This is a genomic window from Pantoea sp. B9002 (genome assembly GCF_013385945.1).
Taxonomy (GTDB): domain Bacteria; phylum Pseudomonadota; class Gammaproteobacteria; order Enterobacterales; family Enterobacteriaceae; genus Pantoea.
This window is the reverse complement of sequence record NZ_JACAPA010000055.1, coordinates 1-20,056: the sequence shown is the minus strand read 5'-3', so window position 1 is coordinate 20,056 and position 20,056 is coordinate 1. Positions and strand designations below refer to the sequence as shown.

Annotated in this window: 14 protein-coding genes and 1 riboswitch; of the genes, 6 read left to right on the top strand and 8 right to left on the bottom strand. The window is 56.0% G+C overall.

The features are described from left to right. Positions 1-77 precede the first annotated feature (77 nt). The 3 genes from aqpZ to HX773_RS26040 all read right to left on the bottom strand — a co-directional run bounded on the left by aqpZ (position 78) and on the right by HX773_RS26040 (position 2,981). Positions 78-770, bottom strand: coding sequence for an aquaporin Z (gene aqpZ / locus HX773_RS23070; RefSeq protein ID WP_176973483.1), 693 nt, complete (start codon positions 768-770; stop codon positions 78-80). Between the two features lie 264 nt (positions 771-1,034). Beyond that, positions 1,035-2,390 (bottom strand): lysine-sensitive aspartokinase 3, encoded by a 1,356-nt coding sequence (gene lysC, locus HX773_RS23065; RefSeq protein ID WP_176973482.1) that lies wholly within the window; start codon positions 2,388-2,390, stop codon positions 1,035-1,037. A 112-nt stretch (positions 2,391-2,502) separates the two neighbouring features. Continuing rightward, a riboswitch (Lysine riboswitch) is annotated at positions 2,503-2,697 on the bottom strand. 149 nt (positions 2,698-2,846) lie between these two features. Beyond that, a complete protein-coding gene (locus tag HX773_RS26040) occupies positions 2,847-2,981 on the bottom strand; it encodes a hypothetical protein (RefSeq protein ID WP_255433307.1) in 135 nt (44 codons plus the stop codon). 89 nt (positions 2,982-3,070) lie between these two features. Between HX773_RS26040 and pgi the strand changes: the two genes are divergently transcribed. From pgi to HX773_RS23040, 5 genes are all read left to right on the top strand, one after another. Further along, a complete protein-coding gene (pgi, locus tag HX773_RS23060; protein ID WP_176973481.1) occupies positions 3,071-4,717 on the top strand; it encodes a glucose-6-phosphate isomerase in 1,647 nt (548 codons plus the stop codon). Between the two features lie 523 nt (positions 4,718-5,240). Then, entirely contained in the window at positions 5,241-5,489 is a 249-nt protein-coding gene (gene yjbE / locus HX773_RS23055) for an exopolysaccharide production protein YjbE (protein ID WP_101763117.1), read from the top strand. Between the two features lie 73 nt (positions 5,490-5,562). Beyond that, on the top strand, positions 5,563-6,210 hold the full coding sequence (locus HX773_RS23050) for a YjbF family lipoprotein (protein ID WP_176973480.1): 648 nt from the start codon (positions 5,563-5,565) through the stop codon (positions 6,208-6,210). Next, entirely contained in the window at positions 6,207-6,944 is a 738-nt protein-coding gene (locus HX773_RS23045; protein ID WP_176973479.1) for a capsule biosynthesis GfcC family protein, read from the top strand. Before HX773_RS23050 ends, HX773_RS23045 begins: the two co-directional genes overlap by 4 nt. Then, entirely contained in the window at positions 6,944-9,034 is a 2,091-nt protein-coding gene (locus HX773_RS23040; RefSeq protein ID WP_176973478.1) for a YjbH domain-containing protein, read from the top strand. The genes HX773_RS23045 and HX773_RS23040 overlap by 1 nt, the downstream gene beginning before the upstream one ends. A gap of 146 nt (positions 9,035-9,180) precedes the next feature. Here the strand turns inward: HX773_RS23040 and metH are convergent, their stop codons facing one another. Continuing rightward, positions 9,181-12,864, bottom strand: a complete 3,684-nt coding sequence (gene metH, locus HX773_RS23035; RefSeq protein ID WP_176973477.1) for a methionine synthase — start codon at positions 12,862-12,864, stop codon at positions 9,181-9,183. Between the two features lie 197 nt (positions 12,865-13,061). On the opposite strand from metH, the gene iclR reads away from it, so the two are divergent. Beyond that, positions 13,062-13,895, top strand: a complete 834-nt coding sequence (gene iclR, locus HX773_RS23030) for a glyoxylate bypass operon transcriptional repressor IclR (protein ID WP_101763122.1) — start codon at positions 13,062-13,064, stop codon at positions 13,893-13,895. Here iclR and aceK read toward each other — a convergent pair. The 4 genes from aceK to metA all read right to left on the bottom strand — a co-directional run bounded on the left by aceK (position 13,892) and on the right by metA (position 19,788). Further along, complete coding sequence (gene aceK / locus HX773_RS23025; RefSeq protein WP_176973476.1) at positions 13,892-15,625, bottom strand: bifunctional isocitrate dehydrogenase kinase/phosphatase; 1,734 nt, start codon at positions 15,623-15,625, stop codon at positions 13,892-13,894. The two genes, iclR and aceK, sit on opposite strands and share 4 nt — an antisense overlap. Positions 15,626-15,676: 51 nt before the next feature. Beyond that, on the bottom strand, positions 15,677-16,978 hold the full coding sequence (aceA, locus tag HX773_RS23020) for an isocitrate lyase (protein ID WP_176973475.1): 1,302 nt from the start codon (positions 16,976-16,978) through the stop codon (positions 15,677-15,679). A gap of 16 nt (positions 16,979-16,994) precedes the next feature. Continuing rightward, positions 16,995-18,593 carry a malate synthase A gene (aceB, locus tag HX773_RS23015; protein ID WP_176973474.1) on the bottom strand — a complete coding sequence of 533 codons (1,599 nt, stop codon included), beginning with the start codon at positions 18,591-18,593 and terminating at the stop codon, positions 16,995-16,997. Positions 18,594-18,858: 265 nt separating this feature from the next. Continuing rightward, entirely contained in the window at positions 18,859-19,788 is a 930-nt protein-coding gene (gene metA, locus HX773_RS23010; RefSeq protein ID WP_154154813.1) for a homoserine O-succinyltransferase, read from the bottom strand. Positions 19,789-20,056: the final 268 nt, after the last annotated feature.

Genomic DNA, 20,056 nt, shown 5'->3' with positions numbered 1-20,056 from the left:
TCTTGACGTAAGGCGGGAAGTCACTTGCGGGGGAAAATGCGGATCGGCTGCTGCCGATCCGCGGAAATACGGCGAAGTTACTCTGCTTTTTCCAGTACAAAGCGGTAGATCGCACCACCAATCGCGGCACCGATAATCGGTAACAACCAGAACATCCACAGCTGTTCCAATGCCCAGCCACCCTGGAAGATCGCCACACCGGTACTGCGCGCCGGGTTTACCGAGGTGTTGGTCACCGGAATGCTCACCAGGTGAATCAGCGTCAGCGCCAGGCCGATGGCAATCGGGGCAAAGCCAGCCGGAGCACGTTTATCGGTCGCGCCCATGATCACAATCAGGAACACGGCGGTCAGCACCAGCTCGGAGATCATGCCCGCCTGCAGGCTAAAGCCACCCGGCGAGTGTTCGCCGTAACCGTTCGACGCGAAGCCGCTGGCCGCGGCATCGAAACCGGCTTTACCGCTGGCAATCAGATACAGCACGCCGGCCGCCGCAATCGCACCGACCAGCTGCGCGATAATGTAAGGCACAACCTGCGCTGCCGGGAAACGTCCGCCAACGGTCAAACCGATGGTTACCGCCGGGTTAAAATGGCCGCCGGAGATATGACCAACAGCAAACGCCATGATCAGCACGGTCAAACCGAATGCCAGCGCGACGCCAGCAAAACCAATACCTAATTGTGGAAACGCCGCAGCCAAAACCGCACTACCACAACCGCCCAACACCAGCACAAATGTGCCCAGAGTTTCTGCCACTAACCTTTTCATATCTATTCCCTCAAATAATTTAATGTTTTTGCGGCGGGATTATCGTTTTTGGCGATTAAAGCGCAACCGCTGAATGAGAGATTAGTGTGATTTTTAGGCAATTCCAGTTAAAACAAGACGGTTCTCGCGAGTTATAATGGGGATCATCAGAAATGTCTGGATCGAAACGGTGACTGCCGCTGGGCTTAAATTATTGTTTAAAAAAATTAACCAATAAAAAAGCCGGACCAGGTCCGGCTTGATTCTGCATGCTAAAAATTTCCCTTAAGAACCAAAAAGATTCTTATGCAGCGCACGTACCACTTCTTCCGCATCAGGGGTTGGAACCAGGAAGCAAAGGTTATAACTGCTGGCACCGTAGCAAATCATGCGCAGGTTGAACGGCTCGAGTGCGCCGAACACTTCTTTGCCGACGCCGCAGGCTTTCGACAGGTTGTTGCCGATGATCGCCACCAGCGCGAGGTTCTCTTCCACTTCCACACGGCACAGCGAAGAGAGCTCGGTCAACAGCGCCTGGGTCAGCAAGCTGTCGCCGGTGGTGGTTGAACCGGTGCTGTCCAGCGTCAGCGCCACGCTCACTTCGGAGGTGGTCACCAGATCGACGGAGATGCTGTGGCGCGCCAGAATGTTAAACACCTCGGCGAGGAAGCCGTGTGCATGCAGCATATTCAGGCTGTGCAGCGTTACCAGCGTCTGCTTACGACGCAGTGCCAGCGCGCGGAACAACGGTGGATTTTTGGTTTCGTTGCACACGCGCGTACCGCCCGCGGCCGGATCTTTGCTCGAACCGACAAACACCGGAATATCGCTACGCACGGCCGGCAGCAAGGTGGCCGGATGCAGCACTTTGGCACCAAAGATCGCCATTTCCGCTGCTTCTTCGAAGGTAATCTCTTCGATGCGTTTAGCGGTGGACACCACGCGGGGATCGGTGGTGTAGATACCGGCCACATCGGTCCAGATATCAATGCGCGCGGCCTGTAGCGCTTCGCCCAGCAGCGCAGCGGTATAGTCGCTGCCGCCACGACCGAGCGTGGTGGTGCGGCCTTTAATTTCGCTGCCGATAAAGCCCTGCGTCACCACCAGCGCTTCCGCAATGCGCGGCTGCAGCTGCGTTGCGGCCAGCTCTTTCAGCGTCGCCACTTCGGGTTCTGCGCGACCAAAACGATCGCTGGTGCGCATCACTTTACGCACGTCAAACCATTCGCTGTTGACCTGACGCTCGCGCAGAATCTCCACGAACAGCAGCGTCGACATCAGCTCACCGTGGCTCACCAGCTCATCGGTCAGCGCATGTGAGGTCGCCAGCGAGGTGGCTTCAGACAGCATGGTGATGTTTTCCAGCATGCGATCAATCTCATCGCGGATCACATCCGGCGATTGCAGACGATCGATGATGGCGTATTGAATACGGCGGATTTCATCCAGCAGGTAAGCGCGCTGCGCTTGTTCCTGGCCTTCAGCAAGGGCAACCAGCAGATTGGTTACGCCAGCGGAGGCAGAGAGCACCACTAAGCGGGTATTGGCGTCCGACAGCACAACATCTGCGCTGCGGTTCATAGCATCAAAATCGGCAACGCTGGTGCCGCCAAATTTAGCCACAATAAGAGTTTGGGACATATTACGAACCCCGTGTCAGGTTATCTTTCTTCCGTTTTGGGGCGGAAGACATAGTAGCAGCCTAGGCACAAGAGAAGAGCAGAATTGGGCAGACAAGATCAGTAGTAGACAAGTCACCAAAAGCGCTTCACCTTGCGAACCGTCCGACTGTGGACGATTCTGGTGACAACCCAGAGGATTCAGCCCCTGCAGCCGACAGTGCAACACCCCGCGTGTTGCCCCACCTCGGCGTCACACCCCCTGATGTGTTATCTGCGGATACGGATCCTCAAACACACTGCCTGGGCGACGCGCCTCTTCTGGCTTACACCCGGAGGTGTAAGTAGCGCGCATAAATTACTGATTATTTTCCCCCCTGTCCATCCCTGCACTTTGAGGATTTCTCACTTTTACACTTCGGTAAACGCATCGTTGAACAAACGCGCCCGCCAACACCGGCCTAAAGTAGTGTCCGAATCAGACAAAAGCGGCTTTTTTCTGATGCGGCACAGGGAATTCTCCTGGCGCAGCACCGACAATCGCTGCCGGATTTACCTGAAACAGTGCGGCCACGGTCACAAATTTTTTCCCTTCGCTGGTAACTGTGGTCATACTCATCCCCGTGCAAGAATGCTATGGATGCCGGGCCAGCAGGACGCCCCGGATGGAATGACGGTTCTTATATCAACTAGAGTGTTGCCATGAAAAATATCAATCCGACCCAAACCGCTGCCTGGAAAGCGCTGCAGCAGCATTTTGAGCAGATGAAATCGGTGCAAATCGCCGACCTGTTTGCGCAAGATGCCGATCGTTTTGCGAAATTCTCTGCCACTTTCGATGACCAGATGCTGGTGGATTTCTCAAAAAACCGCATCACCGAGGAAACCCTCGAAAAATTACAGGCGCTGGCTAAAGAGACCGATCTGGCAGGCGCCATCAAATCGATGTTCTCTGGCGAGAAGATCAACCGCACCGAAGAGCGCGCAGTACTGCACGTTGCGCTGCGTAACCGCAGCAACACGCCAATTGTGGTGGACGGCAAAGATGTGATGCCGGAAGTCAACGCGGTGCTGGCGAAGATGAAAGGCTTCTCCGAGCGCATCATCAGCGGCGACTGGAAAGGCTATACCGGTAAAGCCATCACCGACGTGGTGAACATCGGTATTGGCGGTTCAGACCTCGGCCCCTTCATGGTGACCGAAGCGCTGCGTCCGTACAAAAACCACCTCAACATGCACTTTGTGTCTAACGTCGATGGCACGCACATCGCCGAAACGCTGAAAGATCTCAGCCCGGAAACCACGCTGTTCCTCGTGGCATCTAAAACCTTCACCACGCAAGAAACCATGACCAACGCCCACAGCGCGCGTGACTGGTTCCTGAAAACCGCCGGCGATCAGCAGCACGTAGCGAAGCACTTCGCGGCGCTGTCAACCAACGGAAAAGCGGTGGGCGAGTTCGGTATCGATACCGACAACATGTTCGAGTTCTGGGATTGGGTTGGCGGCCGCTATTCACTGTGGTCAGCCATTGGCTTGTCGATCATTCTCTCCATCGGCTTCGAGAACTTCGAACAACTGCTGAGCGGCGCGCACGCGATGGATAACCACTTCGCCAACACACCTGCCGAGCAGAACCTGCCGGTGCTGCTGGCGCTGATCGGTATCTGGTACAACAACTTCTTTGGTGCCGAAACCGAAGCGATTCTGCCGTACGACCAGTACATGCATCGCTTTGCTGCTTACTTCCAGCAGGGCAACATGGAATCCAACGGTAAATACGTTGACCGTGAAGGCAATCCAGTGGATTACCAGACCGGCCCAATCATCTGGGGCGAGCCAGGCACCAACGGCCAGCACGCGTTCTACCAGCTGATTCATCAAGGCACCAAACTGATTCCATGCGACTTTATCGCACCAGCACTGAGCCACAACGTGCTGACCGATCACCATCCGAAGCTGCTGTCGAACTTCTTCGCGCAGACCGAAGCGCTGGCGTTTGGTAAGTCACGCGATGTGGTGGAGCAAGAGTTTACCGATGCGGGTAAATCTGCCGAATCTGTCGCGCACATCGTGCCGTTCAAAGTGTTCGAAGGTAACCGCCCAACCAACTCAATCCTGCTGCGTGAAATTACCCCGTTCAGCCTGGGTTCACTGATTGCGCTGTATGAGCACAAGATCTTCACTCAAGGCGCGATTCTCAACATCTTCACCTTTGACCAATGGGGTGTTGAGTTGGGTAAACAGCTGGCAAACCGTATTCTGCCAGAGCTGGAAAATGAAGCTGAAATTAGCAGCCACGATAGCTCCACCAATGGCTTAATTAATCGCTACAAATCCTGGCGTTAATTTCCCGGCCAATGTGAATAAGGCGGCGTAAATGCCGCCTTTTTTATGTCAAATATGCAGTTACCTGCGCATTAGGGGTATTTTACCGCTCTGCTCCGCTTAGAAAATTCTTAAAATAGCCTAAGGATAATCGGAACTTTGCGGAATTAACCCTCGCCTTATGCATTAAAAACTGGCCCTGTTTTGACGCCGAATATTAACTATCCCTATGATTGAATTATTATTTTTATTTAAGCTGCTTCAGGAAAATCTGATTATTCCTATTCCGTACCAATAGTTAATGCAAAAGTGAAAAATCCTGCCCTGATAAGCCCAACCACGTAATTATTCCAGCCTCAGAAAAAACTGCATTTAAAAAAAGCAGCTAACGCCAATTCGCCGTATTTATCACCAGAAATGTCTTGGGTTTATGCCCTCTTTTTCTGAGGCTGAACTCTGGTAATTTGTTGCCCTATACTGAACGCGCCCGAAATCTGGGTAAATCCTACATTCATTGATTCATATAAATGCAGGAAACGTTGTTATGAAAAAACTGATGGTTGCCGGTGCAGCCTTACTTTACGTTGCCGTTTCTTCCGCTGCGATTGCCGCGCCGGAAGAAGCTGGTGCTGCAGCAGGCGCGCAGGCGGGAGCAATCTCTTCCGGCGCGTCTACCGCTGTGGGTATCGGCGCGCTCGGTGCGTTAGTGGGTCTCGGCATTGCTGCTTCTGGCGGCGGTGACGGTGCAAATACCGGTACAACAACAACCACCACAACGAGCACCACTCGTTGATGTAGCACCTTTAAGCATAACCACACACCCGTGTGGTTATTTTTTGCTTGGCTTATTTAGACAGGGATACACAGTGCGCCGACTCTCTTTGCTACTTCTTTGCCTGTTGTTGCAGGCCTGCACACAAACGCAAAAAGGCCTGGAACAAACCGTGATGCTGGCCGTGAATGGTCCGGAAGATGTCACGGTCACCGATGAACAGGTTGCTAACCTGCCCTACGCCAGCCTCTATGCCCGCATCAATACAGGTCCGCGCATCTTCGTGGTGCTCGGTTACAACGAAAACGGCCAACAAAAGTGGATCACCCAGGATAAAGCGATGCTGGTGATGCAGCATGGCCGTCTGATCAAAACCCTGGGTTTACCGAGCAACCTCACTGACGTCAGTAACCTGGCGCAGGATCCGCTCGCCGATGCGCTGCATCTGCAAAACGGTGCCAGCTGGACGCGCGTGGTGCAGTGGCGCGAGCAAGATAAGGTGCGTGCCGCCACGGCGGTTTCCCGCTTCGAGCGCGGTGACGATACGGTGCTGGATATCGCCGGTGAACGCGTGCCGTGCCGCGTCTGGCATGAAACCGTGCGCATGGAGAACCTAGGCGCGGAGTGGCAGAACACCTTCTGGATCGATAACCGCGATGGCACGGTATTGCAGGCCAAACAGATGCTGGCCGCCGACGCCTTCCCAGTTGAAACCACTATTCTGAAGCCGGCGAAATCATGAAAAAAATAACTCCAATGCTGGCAGCGTTGACGCTGCTCACGGCTGGCCATGCGCTGGCGGCGGCGCAAGTCACCGTGCACGATCTGCAGGGAAAAAACACCCTGCAAATCAACGATGCGCAGAATCTTAGTCAGTTACTCACCCATCCTGAACTGCGCAGTTGGTGGCCGGGCACGGTGATTGCCGAGCGCGGCGCGACTGCGGTAGCACAGCAGCAACAGAAGCAGCTGCTGGCCGATCTGCGCGCCTGGCAAGCCGACAGCGGCGAGTCGTTGGCCGCGACCATCGGTTCGGTTATCCACCAGCTTAGCGCGCTGCAGGTAACGGGCCGCCAGTTCACCTCGCTCGATCCCGACGACGTGCGTCTGCGTCCACAGGATAACCGTACGCTGCAAGGCAGCTATGACCTCTACACGCTGGCGCAACCGACGCAGGTGCTGGTGCTGGGAGCGTTGAGCAATCCGGGTAAAGAGAGCTGGCAGCCGGGCCGCGAAGTGCGTGATTACCTTGAAGGCCACGATCGTCTGTCCGGCGCGGAACGCAGCTTTGCCACGGTGATTGCGCCGTCCGGCAGCACCCAGCAAGTTCCGGTCGCTTACTGGAATCATCGCCACATCGAAGTGGAACCTGGCAGCATTATCTGGCTCGGTTTCACCTCATGGAGCCTGCCATGGGGCCACAGCGATTTGAATGCGCGCATGCTTTCCGTTCTGACTCACCGGATACCAGACTGATGAAAAAACAATTACTTCTCAGCCTGTTGGCTGCTTCTGTTTCCGCCGCTTGCCAGGTGCATGCGGAAACCTGGCCTGAACCGGTCGGTCCTTCTCAATCGGATTTTGGTGGCGTTGGCCTGATGCAGACGCCCACCGCGCGTATGGCGAAAGAGGGCGAATTTAGCGTCAACTTCCGCGATAACGACCAATATCGTTACTATTCCGCCTCGCTGCAGCTGTTTCCGTGGCTGGAAACCACCGTGCGCTATACCGATGTGCGTACCCGCCGTTACAGCGCAGTGGAAGGTTTCAGCGGCAACCAAAGCTATAAAGATAAAGCCTTCGATGTGAAGCTGCGCCTATGGCAGGAGAGCTATTGGCTGCCGGAAGTGGCGGTTGGCTCACGCGATTTAGGCGGTACCGGTCTGTTCGACAGCGAATATCTGGTGGCGAGCAAAGCGTGGGGCCCATTCGATTTCACCTTAGGTCTGGGCTGGGGCTATCTCGGCAACAGCGGCACCATCAAGAATCCATTCTGCTCCTACAGCGACAGCTTCTGTAGCCGTACCGGCGGTGGCGAAGCGGGTTCAATTAATGGCTCGCAGATGTTCCACGGTCCGGCGGCGCTGTTCGGCGGCGTGGAGTATCAAACGCCGTGGCAGCCGCTGCGCCTCAAGCTAGAGTACGAAGGCAACGATTATCAGGATGATTTCGCCGGTCGTCTGGATCAACGCAGCAAGGTCAACGTCGGCGCGATTTATCGCATCACCGACTGGGCGGACATTAACGCCAGCTACGAGCGCGGCAACACCTTTATGTTCGGCTTTACCCTGCGCACCAATTTCAACGATCTGCATCAGTCACATATCGATAGCGAGAAGCCGGCCTACAACCCGCAGCCGCAGGGCGATCTGTTGCAGCCAACGGTGGTGGCAAACCAGTTGACCGATCTGAAGTACAACGCTGGACTGAATGGCCCGCATATTCAGACCAAAGGCAGCACGTTGTATGTGTCCGGTGAGCAGACCAAATATCGCGACACGCGCGAAGGCGTCGATCGCGCCAATCGCATTATCATGAACAACCTGCCGGCCGGCATCGATACCATCGACGTCACCGAGTCGCGCTTCAATATGCCGCAGGTGAGCACGCGCACCAACGTTGCCAGCCTGCACAACGAACTGGCGGGTTATCCGCTGGGGCATGAACAGCCGCTGCAGCAGACGCGTGAAAATCCGGTTGATCCCGGCACCACCGAGCAAGGTTTCTTTATCCGCAAAGATCGTCTGAACTACAGCCTGTCGCCGGTGCTGAATCAATCCGTCGGCGGACCGGAAAGCTTCTACATGTATCAGGTTGGCGTGATGGCTAACGCCGATTATTGGCTTACCGATCACCTGTTGGTCGGCGGCAGCCTGTTCGGCAACCTCGCCAATAACTACGATAAGTTCAACTACAACGGCGCACCGGCGGATTCCACGCTGCCGCGCGTACGTACGCACATTCGTGATTACGTTGAGAACAACGTTTACGTTAACGATCTGCAAGCCAACTACATGCAGGCGCTCGGCAACGGTTTCTACGGCCAGGTTTACGGCGGTTATCTGGAAACCATGTACGGCGGCGTCGGCGGCGAAGTGCTGTATCGTCCGATTGATAGCAACTGGGCCTTCGGGGTTGATGCCAACTACGTGAAGCAGCGTGATTGGGACAACATGATGCAGTTCACCGATTACAAAGCGCCAACCGGACATTTCACCGCGTACTGGCGTCCGTGGTTTATGCAGGACGTATTGGTGAAAGCCAGCGTCGGTGAATATCTGGCGAAGGATAAAGGCGTCACCGTTGATGTGTCGAAGCGGTTTGATAGCGGCGTGATGGTAGGCTTCTACGCCACCAAAACCAACGTGTCGGCGGAAGCGTATGGCGAAGGCGACTTCACCAAAGGCTTCTACATTTCGGTGCCGATGGATCTGTTTACCGTGACGCCAACGCGTGGCCGCGCGCAGGTGAACTGGGTGCCGCTAACGCGTGATGGTGGGCAGATGCTGGGTCGCAAATATCAGCTGTATGACCTGACGTCAGATCGTGATGCGCGGTTTAATTAATTGATTCATCTGAGTTAATCGTGGGTCGGCATTGATGCCGACCACATAATGCCAGCGAGGTTTTGTAGGGTCGCCATTTATGGCGACCTTTTTAATTTGTGCATACATAAAAGTAGGTCGCCATAAATGGCGACCCTACAGATGCGTTAATCCGCGTCGTAACCCAGGTTCGGCGCCAGCCAGCGCTCGACGTCGGTGATGCTCATGCCTTTACGCGCTGCGTAATCCTCCACCTGATCGCGCTGAATCTGCGCCACAGCGAAGTACTTGCTGTCGGGATGGCTGAAGTACCAGCCGGAAACCGCTGCGCCTGGCCACATGGCGAAAGATTCGGTGAGCTTCATGCCGGTATGCTTCTCCACATCCAGCAACTGCCAGATCGGTGCTTTCTCGGTGTGTTCCGGACAAGCCGGATAACCCGGTGCGGGACGAATGCCCTGATAATTCTCGCGAATCAGCTCTTCGTTGCTGAGATTTTCATGGGCGGCAAAGCCCCAAATCACCTTACGCACGCGCTCGTGCAGATACTCGGCAAAGGCTTCTGCCAGGCGATCCGACACCGCTTTCACCATGATTTTATTGTAATCATCGTGCTGCTTGTCATACGCCTCGGCCAGCGCATCCTCTTCTATCCCGGCGGTAACGGCAAACGCGCCGAGATAATCGGCTTTACCGCTGGATTTCGGTGCCACAAAGTCGGCTAAACAGTAGTTGGCGAAGTCGGTTTTTTCAGTCTGCTGACGCAAGTGATGACTCACGCACAGCACCTGATTGCGGTTCTCGTTGCTGTAGATTTCAATGTCATCGCCGACACGGTTAGCCGGGAAAATCCCCACCACGCCGCGTGGATTGAGCGTGCCGGTGCTGCTTAGCATATCGAGCATAGCGTTGGCGTCGGCAAACAGGCGCTTGGCCTCTTCGCCCACTACTTCATCTTCCAGAATGCGCGGATATTTGCCGGCCAGCGACCAGGTCATAAAGAACGGCGTCCAGTCGATGTAATTGCGCAGCGTTTCAATGCTGGCTTCGACCGGGCTCACGCCGAGACGGTGCGCCACCGGCGGCGTGTAGCTTTCCCAGTCGATGGCGTAATCATTGTCTCGCGCAGTTTGCAGGCTCACCGGCGGGGTGCGCGGCTTTTTGCGCGCGTGCTGAATACGCACCGTGTCGTACTCTTTGCGCGTGCGCGCCACGAAATCCTCTTTCAGCGTGTCGGAGAGCAACGATGACACCACGCCCACGGTGCGCGAGGCGTTCTGCACGTACACGGTTGGGCCGCTGTAATTCTGCTCGATCTTGACTGCGGTATGCGCTTTCGAGGTGGTCGCGCCGCCAATCAGCAGCGGGATGGTGAATCCCTGACGCTCCATCTCTTTGGCGACGTTGACCATCTCATCCAGCGACGGCGTGATCAGGCCGGAAAGCCCGATGATATCGGCGTTCTCGGCAATCGCGGTTTTAAGGATTTTGTCACTCGGCACCATGACGCCGAGATCAATAATTTCGTAGTTGTTACATTGCAGCACTACACCGACGATGTTTTTGCCGATGTCATGCACGTCGCCTTTTACCGTCGCCAGCACGATCTTGCCGTTGCTGCGTCCAGCCTCTTTGCTGGCCTGAATGTATGGTTCGAGATAGGCCACCGCTTGCTTCATCACGCGCGCCGATTTCACCACCTGCGGCAGGAACATCTTGCCCTCGCCGAACAGATCGCCAACCACGTTCATGCCGGACATCAGCGGCCCTTCAATCACCTGAATCGGACGTTCTGCGGCCTGGCGCGCCTCTTCGGTATCCAGCTCGATAAACTCGGTGATGCCTTTCACCAGCGAGTATTCCAGACGTTTTACTACGTCCCAGCTGCGCCATTCGGCCTGCTGTTTCTCCTGCTCGCCGTCGCTTTTGCTGCCGCGATACTTCTCCGCCAGTTCCAGCAAGCGCTCGGTGCCATCGTCACGGCGGTTGAGAACCACATCTTCCACCGCGTCGCGCAGCTCGGCAGGCAGATCGTCGTAAATCGCCAGCTGACCGGCGTTCACGATGCCCATGTCCATGCCGTTGCGGATGGCGTAATAGAGGAACACCGCGTGAATCGCTTCACGCACCGGTTCATTGCCGCGGAACGAGAAGGAGACGTTGGAGACGCCGCCGGAGATCATCGCGTGCGGCAGTTCGCGCTTGATGTCTTCACAGGCGCCGATAAAGTCCATCGCGTAGTTGTTGTGTTCTTCAATGCCGGTCGCCACGGCAAAAATATTCGGGTCGAAAATGATGTCTTCTGGCGGGAAACCGACCTCTTCAGTGAGGATCTTGTAGGCGCGACGACAGATCTCGATTTTGCGCGCACGCGTATCCGCCTGGCCCACTTCGTCAAACGCCATCACCACCATCGCTGCGCCATAACGACGTACTTTGCGCGCGTGCTCTATAAACGGTTCAACACCCTCTTTCATCGAGATGGAGTTCACAATGCCTTTGCCCTGAATGCATTGCAGGCCTTTCTCGATCACTTCCCATTTCGAGGAGTCGATCATAATGGGCACGCGGGCGATATCCGGCTCACCGGCAATCAGATTGAGGAAGCGCACCATCGCCGCTTCCGCATCCAGCATGCCTTCATCCATGTTGATATCGATGATTTGCGCGCCGCTCTCCACCTGCTGGCGCGCCACATCCAGCGCTTCGTTGTATTTCTCTTCTTTGATCAGACGCTTAAATTTGGCCGAGCCGGTGACGTTGGTGCGTTCGCCGACGTTGACGAATAACGAATCGGCCTGAATGTTCAGCGGTTCAAGCCCGGCTAAGCGGCAGGCAACCGGAATCTTTGGCAGCTGGCGCGGCGCAACGCCGTCTACTGCGGCCGCCATCGCCGCGATGTGTTCCGGCGTGGTGCCGCAGCAGCCGCCGATAATATTGAGGAAACCAGCGCGCGCCCACTCACCAATTTGCTCAGCCATGATCGCAGCATCAAGATCGTATTCCCCGAAAGCGTTGGGCAAACCGGCGTTCGGGTGCGCGGTGACGTAGCCTTCAGCAATGCGCGACAGCTCCGCCACATACTGACGCAGTTCATCCGGGCCAAGCGCACAGTTGAGACCGAATGACAGCGGTTCGGCGTGGCGCAGCGAGTTATAGAAACCTTCGGTGGTTTGGCCGGAGAGCGTACGACCGGACGCATCGGTGATGGTGCCGGAGATCATCAGCGGCAGCTTCACGCCCATCGCTTCCATCTCGGCCTGCACTGCGTAGATCGCCGCTTTGGCGTTCAGGGTATCGAACACCGTTTCGATCATGATGAGGTCCGAGCCACCGGCAATCAGCGCATGCGTCGATTCGCGGTAGGCTTCCACCAGCTGATTGAAGGTGACGTTACGATAAGCGGGATCGTTGACGTCCGGCGAGATAGAACAGGTGCGGTTGGTCGGGCCCAACACGCCCGCCACGTAGCGCGGACGATGCGGCGTTTTCGCCGTCCATGCGTCGGCGCTGGCACGCGCCAGTTTGGCGGCTTCGAAGTTGATCTCCGCCGACAGCGCTTCCATCGCATAATCGGCCATCGCAATGGTGGTGGAGTTGAAGGTGTTGGTCTCCAGAATATCCGCGCCGGCAGCGAGATAGGCATCGTGGATTTCGCGGATCACTTCCGGTTTGGTTAGCACCAACAGATCGTTGTTGCCCTTCAAATCCGATGGCCAGTCGGCAAAGCGGCTGCCACGGAAATCCTGCTCACTCAGTTTATAACTCTGGATCATGGTGCCCATGCCACCGTCCAGAATCATAATGCGTTGCGCCAGCTGCTGCTGCAGCATTTCTGTTTTGTTGCTCACTCTCGCCCCGTCCACGTCATTGCGTTGGCTAATATGCCAGCCAGACATACTGGCACAACTTGCAGGTGATCAAAAGTCAGCTCAGATGAGACATTTTCAGCTATTGCCCCTTACAGGTCTGACCAGAAAGTCAGCGTTTGCATTAATGCGGTTAAAAACGAAAATGGTTTCCAGCATTGATGCGAATTGGAGACGTTATGGCAACCCCTGCGCCCGTGAAACGCGGCAAGAAACCGCGTGCGACAACGGCTACCACCAGCGCGCCTGTCGGCGGGCAAGTACAATCTCTGACGCGCGGTCTGCGCCTGCTGGAGCTGATCGCCGAATCCCACGGCAGCGTGGCGCTGACCGAACTGGCGCAACAGGCCGGTTTACCCAACTCCACCACTCATCGCCTGCTCTCCACCATGCAGCAGCAAGGTTTTGTGCATCAGGTGGGCGACTTAGGTTTATGGACCATTGGTTCGCACGCGTTTGTGGTCGGCAGCAGCTTCCTGCAGAGCCGTAATCTGCTAGCGATTGTGCATCCGCTGCTGCGCAAGCTGATGGAAGATGCCGGCGAGACGGTGAATCTGGCGGTGCTGGATCTCAGCGATTATCAGGCGGTGATCATCGATCAGGTGCAGTGTACGCAGCTGATGCGCATGTCCGCACCGATTGGCGGCAAGCTGCCGATGCATGCGTCTGGCGCCGGTAAAGCGTTTCTGGCGCATCTCAGCGATGAGCAAGTTACCGCGCTGCTGCATCAAAAAGGATTGCATCACTACACGCCGAAAACGCTGATGTCGCCGCACAGCCTGAAGGAGAATCTGGCGCTGATTCGTAAGATGGGCTTTTCGCATGATGATGAAGAGCACGCGCTGGGTCTGCGCTGCGTTGCGGCACCGATTTATGACGAACATGGCGAACCCTTCGCCGCCATCTCGATCTCCGGCCCAATTGCGCGCATGACTGACGACCGCATCACCGAGCTGGGTGCGCTGGTGATCCGCGCCGCGAAGCAGGTGACCCAAACCTATTCTGGCCGCTAAGCGGCCACCGACGCATAGCGCGCGCTGAAACGCTGGCTGGCGCGCCACGCAATCACCTCTTCAATATGCCCTTCGCGGATGCGCGTTTGCAGCGCGCGCCACCAGTTGGGATCAAACAGTTGCGGATGCAGCGCCTGCAGCAGTTTGCCGGTCGACGGTTCACTGCACAGCGCATAGCGGAAGGTTTCCGGGAACACGTCATCCGGCCCGACGCTGTACCACGGCTCGGCCTGCAGCTCATCTTCTTCATAGCGCGCCTGCGGCACATCGCGGAACACCAGTTCGGTCATCGGGCGGATTTCGTCGTAATCGTAAAACACCACGCGGCCGTGACGCGTCATACCAAAGTTTTTGTACAGCATGTCGCCGGGGAAAATATTCGCCGCCGCCAGCTGACGAATCGCATCACCGTATTCGCCAATCGCGTGCTGCCGCTGTTCCGGCGAAGCCTGAGCCAGCCACAGATTAAGCGGATCCATGCGACGTTCCAGCCACAAATGGCGGATGATCACCACATCGTCGCGCAGCTCGAGCTTTTCAGGGATATCGCGCTCAAACTCCGCCATCAGCTCGGCCGGAATACGCGCGCGCGGTAACGCAAAGTGCTCAAACTCCTGCGTATCCGCCATGCGACCCACGCGATCATGCTCTTTGACCATGCGATAGCAGTCGCGCACCTGCGCATCGGTGACCTCTTTTTGCGGCGCGAAGCGGTCTTTGATCACCTTAAATACGCGATCAAAACCCGGCAGCGTGAACACCATCATCACCATGCCGCGAATGCCGGGCGCGACGGTGAAATCTTCCTGGCTGTGCGCCAGATAGTGCAAGTATTCACGGTAGCATTCGGTTTTACCGTGCTTCTGACAACCAATCGCCATGTAGCGCTCCGCCACGGTTTTTCCCGGCAGAATCGGTTGCAGCCACGCCACCAGCGCGGCCGGCACCGGCGCGTACACCATGAAATAGGCGCGGGCGAAGCCAAACACAATGCTGGCATCATCGCTGTCGGTAAGACAGGTATCGATCCATAAACGGCCGGCCTCATCGCGCTGAATCGGCAGCAAACAGGGCACCATGCCATCACTGAGCTGCAGGCGCGCCACGATCCACGCGGTTTTGTTGCGGTAAAACAGTTCGCTGGCGACATCCAGCGTCGCCGTCGCCAGTTGTGCGGCACCAAACTGCTCGTGCAGATGGCGCACAATCCAGCCGATATCGCGCGTTTGATCCTGCCACGTCAGACGCAGCGGAATGTCATTCAGCACCTGACGCAGCGTTTCCGGCCAATTCTGCTGCGGACGATAGAGGCGCGACAGCGGGCGCGGCGCAACCGGCGCGGGCGCATACGGCTGCGACGGCAAGATAAACAGACGTTCGGGCGACAGATGGCTGTGGCCCTGCAGGCGACAATAGACCGAGTTAAAGAAGCTTTCGGCGATTTCATGGCGCGGATAGCCGGGCAGCAAGGTTTCGTAATGGCTTTTCACTCGCAGCCAGAACGCGTCGTCCCAGTCCGAAGTGTTATTGAGAATGCGCAGCTGGTTGGTGACCAGGCCAACGTGGTGATCGTAAAGATGGATACGCGCTTTCATTGCCTGCTGCACCGCATGCCAGTCAGCCTGCTCGAAGCGCTGTTGCGCACCGGCGGTGATATCCAGAAAGCGGCCATACTGCGCGTCAAAACCTTGCAGAATGGTGTGGGCGATCAGCGATTCTCTCGGTGTCATAGGTGACGCTCCGGGGAAAGGGTCGCCATGAAGGGCGACCCTACGGCGGCTTTAGAATTGCGCGGCTTCGGTGGAGCCAGTCAACGCGGTTACGGAGGATTGTCCGCCCTGAATGACGTTGGTGACGCGATCGAAATAGCCGGTGCCCACTTCCTGCTGATGCGACGAGAAGGTGTAACCCTTTTCGCGCGCCGCAAACTCCGGCTGCTGCACTTTCTCCACGTAATGACGCATGCCTTCGCCCTGCGCATACGCGTGCGCCAGGTCGAACATGTTGAACCACATGCTGTGAATCCCGGCCAGCGTGATGAACTGGAAGCGATAGCCCATTTCGCTCAGCGCCTGCTGGAAACGCGCGATAGTGCGATCGTCGAGGTTCTTCTTCCAGTTGAACGAAGGCGAACAATTGTAGGCCAGCAGCTTGCCGGGATACTGCGCGTGAATCGCGTCGGCAAAGCGCTGCGCCATCTCCAGATCCGGCGTTGAGGTTTCACACCACAGCACATCGGCATAAGGCGCATACGCCAGTCCGCGGCTGATCGCCTGTTCAATCCCGGCGTGCGTGCGGAAGAAGCCTTCCGAGGTGCGCTCGCCGGTGATAAACGCCGCATCGCGCGGGTCGCAGTCTGAAGTGATCAGATCGGCGGCATCCGCATCGGTGCGCGCCAGCAACACCGTCGGCACATTCATTACGTCTGCGGCCAGACGCGCCGCCACCAGTTTCTGAATCGCTTCCTGCGTCGGTACTAATACTTTGCCGCCCATGTGGCCGCACTTCTTCACCGCCGCCAGCTGGTCTTCAAAATGCACCGCGCCTGCACCGGCCTGAATCATCGATTTCATCAGCTCGAACGCGTTGAGTACGCCGCCAAAGCCCGCTTCCGCATCGGCGACAATCGGCAGGAAGTAATCAATGAAATCACTGTCTTCTGGCGATACGCCGCTGGCCCACTGAATTTGATCGGCACGCTGGAAGCTCTGATTAATCCGCTCCACCACATTTGGCACCGAATTCACCGGATACAGCGATTGGTCGGGATACATCTGCCCGGCCAGGTTGGCATCCGCCGCCACCTGCCAGCCGGAGAGGTAAATTGCTTCTATACCGGCTTTCGCCTGCTGCACCGCTTGTCCGCCGGTCAATGCGCCGAGGCTGTTGATGTAGCCTTTGCTCGATTCACCATTCAGCAGCGACCAGAGTTTGGTGGCACCGCGCTCCGCCAGCGTGCAGGCGGGATTGACCGAACCGCGCAGATTGACCACCTCCTCCGCACTGTACGGACGAGTGATTCCCTGCCAGCGCGCATCATTCCAGCTCGACTCCAGTTGTTTGATCTGTTGCGTACGATTCATCGTCATATCTCCAGGTTCAAGGCAGCAGGCGGTAGCCCGGCAGAGTGAGGAAGGAAACCAGTTCGTCATCGGTGGTGATTTGCGCCATCAGCGCGGCGGCATCGTCGAAGCGTCCATTCTGAAAACGTTCTGCGCCAACGGTTTGCTGCAAGGCGGACAGCTCTTCCTCCAGCAACCGTTCAAACAGCGCCACCGTGACCGGCTGGCCATCACTGAGAATTTGTTTGTGATGAATCCATTGCCAGATGGAGGTGCGGGCGATTTCAGCGGTGGCGGCATCTTCCATCAACCCATCAATCGGAACGCAGCCGTTGCCGCTGATCCAGGCTTCCAGATATTGCAGCGCCACGCGGATGTTGGCGCGCATGCCCGCTTCGGTGCGCTTGCCGCGACAGGGTGCCAGCAGACGCTCGGCGGTGATTGGCGCATCCTGCTCACGCGTAATGTGCAGTTGATTGGGTTGATCGCCCAAGCGACGGTCAAACTCCTCCATCGCAATATCTGCCAGGCCGGGATGCGCCACCCAGGTTCCGTCGTGACCGTTGCCCGCTTCACGTGCTTTATCTTCCTGCACCTTTTGCGTCACCCATAAATTGCGCTCCGCGTCTTTGCTCGGAATCAGCGCCGACATACCGCCCATCGCCAGCGCGCCACGACGATGGCAGGTTCGGATCAGCAGGCGTGAATAGGCATCGAGGAATGGTTGATCCATGCTGATTTGCTGGCGATCCGGCAGGATGCGGTCAGGATGCTGGCCCAGCGTTTTGATGTAGCTAAAGATGTAATCCCAACGGCCACAGTTGAGGCCAACCACGTGATCGCGCAGTTCCCACAGGATCTCATCCATCTGGAATACCGCCGGCAGCGTTTCGATCAATACCGTGGCTTTGATGGTGCCGCGCGGCAGATCGAAGCGATCTTCACTGAAGCGGAAGATCTCACGCCACCACGCTACTTCAGCGGCATGCTCGGTTTTCGGCAGGTAGAACCACGGCGCATGGCCCTTCTCCAGCAGCGCTTCAACGTTGTGGAAAAAGTAGAGCGCAAAGTCGAACAACCCGCCGGGAATCGCCCGATCGCGCCACTCCACATGCTTTTCATTCAGATGCAGACCGCGCACCCGACACATCAGCAGCGCCGGATTGGCGCGCAGCTGGTAGATCTTGCCGGTTTCACTGGTGAAGCTCAGCGTGCCATTGACCGCATCGCGCAGTGTTAATTGCCCGTCGATCAGCTTCCGCCAGGTTGGCGCCAGTGAATCTTCAAAATCGGCCATGAAGACGTTGACGTTCGCATTGAGCGCGTTGATCACCATTTTGCGATCCGGCGGCCCGGTGATCTCCACACGACGATCTTGCAGCAGTTGCGGAATAGGACGAACCTGCCACTCATTTTCACGAATGGAAGCGGTTTCCGAATCAAAGCCCGGTAACTCACCTTGATCGTAACGCTTCTGCCGTTGCTGACGTGCTTTCAGCAAGCGTTCGCGCTCTGGTGCGAAGCGCACTACTAATGCGTGTACAAAGTCGATCGCTTCTGGGGTAAGCAGCTGCTTTTCCGCGTGGGTAAAGGGCTGGCTGAAGGTTAGCGTATTGCTGATAACCGAGTCTGTCATGCGGGCTGCCTCCTGGGTTGATCCATCGTTTAACGATCGGATCCGGATGTAGGGTGTTTTATAACCTGCAAGATCAGAGCATAATGATTTTTATTTTAATTTCAAAAACTATTTCCATTTTAATGTTTATAGCAATCTATGAGATTGATATTTATGTAATTTAATCTCTCAAATTAAAGGCAATAACTTCCACTGGTCAATTGAAGGCAAAAAAAAGCCGCGATAGCTTTCGGCTAGCGCGGCAGGATCAAACGATATGTTGTATCTATTCGAGTGTTGGATTCATCCGGCGCAGATCGAACGGCGTGATCTGATAAACGTAGTAGTTCAGCCAGTTGGAGAACAGCAGGTTGCCGTGGCTGCGCCAGGTGGCGCGCGGTGGCAGCTCTGGGTTGTCGTGCGGGAAGTAGTTGAACGGCACCTCCGGCTGCAGGCCAGCATCGTAATCGCGATGATATTCACCCGAGAGCGTCAGGGCATCGTACTCTGGATGGCCGGTGACAAACGCCAGGCGCTTGTCTTTGCTCGCCATCAGATATGCACCGGTGGATTCCGACTCGGCAAACAGCTCGAGATCGGTGTAATCGCGGATCAGCTGGCTTGGGAAATCAGCATAGCGTGAATGCGGGGCCAGGAAATTGTCGTCAAAACCGCGCGTCAGTAAGGCGTGTGGATGCAGGATTTGGTGCTCATAAACACCGGACAATTTGTTCTGCCGCGTCTGCTTAGGAATGCCATACAGAATGTTGAGTGCCGCCTGAACCGCCCAACAGACAAAGAGCGTGGAGGTGACGTGTTCATTCGCCCAATGCAGCACGCGCTGAATCTGCGGCCAGTAAGCGACATCATTAAAATCGACCAATCCCAGCGGCGCGCCGGTCACAATCAGTCCATCGAAGTTATCGTTTTGGATGTCTTCGAAGTTGCAGTAGAAGTTGTTCAGATGCTCTGTCGGCGTGTTGCGCGACTCGCGGCTATCAATGCGCAACAGCTGCACATCAATCTGCAACGGTGAGTTAGAGAGCAGACGCAGGAACTGATTTTCCGTCTCAATCTTCTTTGGCATCAGGTTAAGAATCAGCACTTTTAGCGGACGGATCTCCTGAACACTGGCGCGCGACGACGTCATGACAAAGACGTTTTCATCACGCAAAAAATTCACTGCCGGTAATTCGTCGGGAATCCTGATTGGCATAACCTACTCACCTCTTACTGATAACCGTATAAACGTTTAGACATCCAGATGCCCGACATTAGCTTGTTATGTCGGGAATGTCGAGTCTTCATGCGGTTTATGAAAATGTTTCAGCTTTAGGTGGGATTTGGGATAAGTCGTGGCGTATTTATGCTGGATTAGCTTCTTGAAATGAAGGTTTTGCAGTGAGACTTGCGTGATTTTTATACACTAAATCGTTCTATATTTTGCGATTTTAGTAAATTTTAGACGTAAAAAAGCCCCGAAC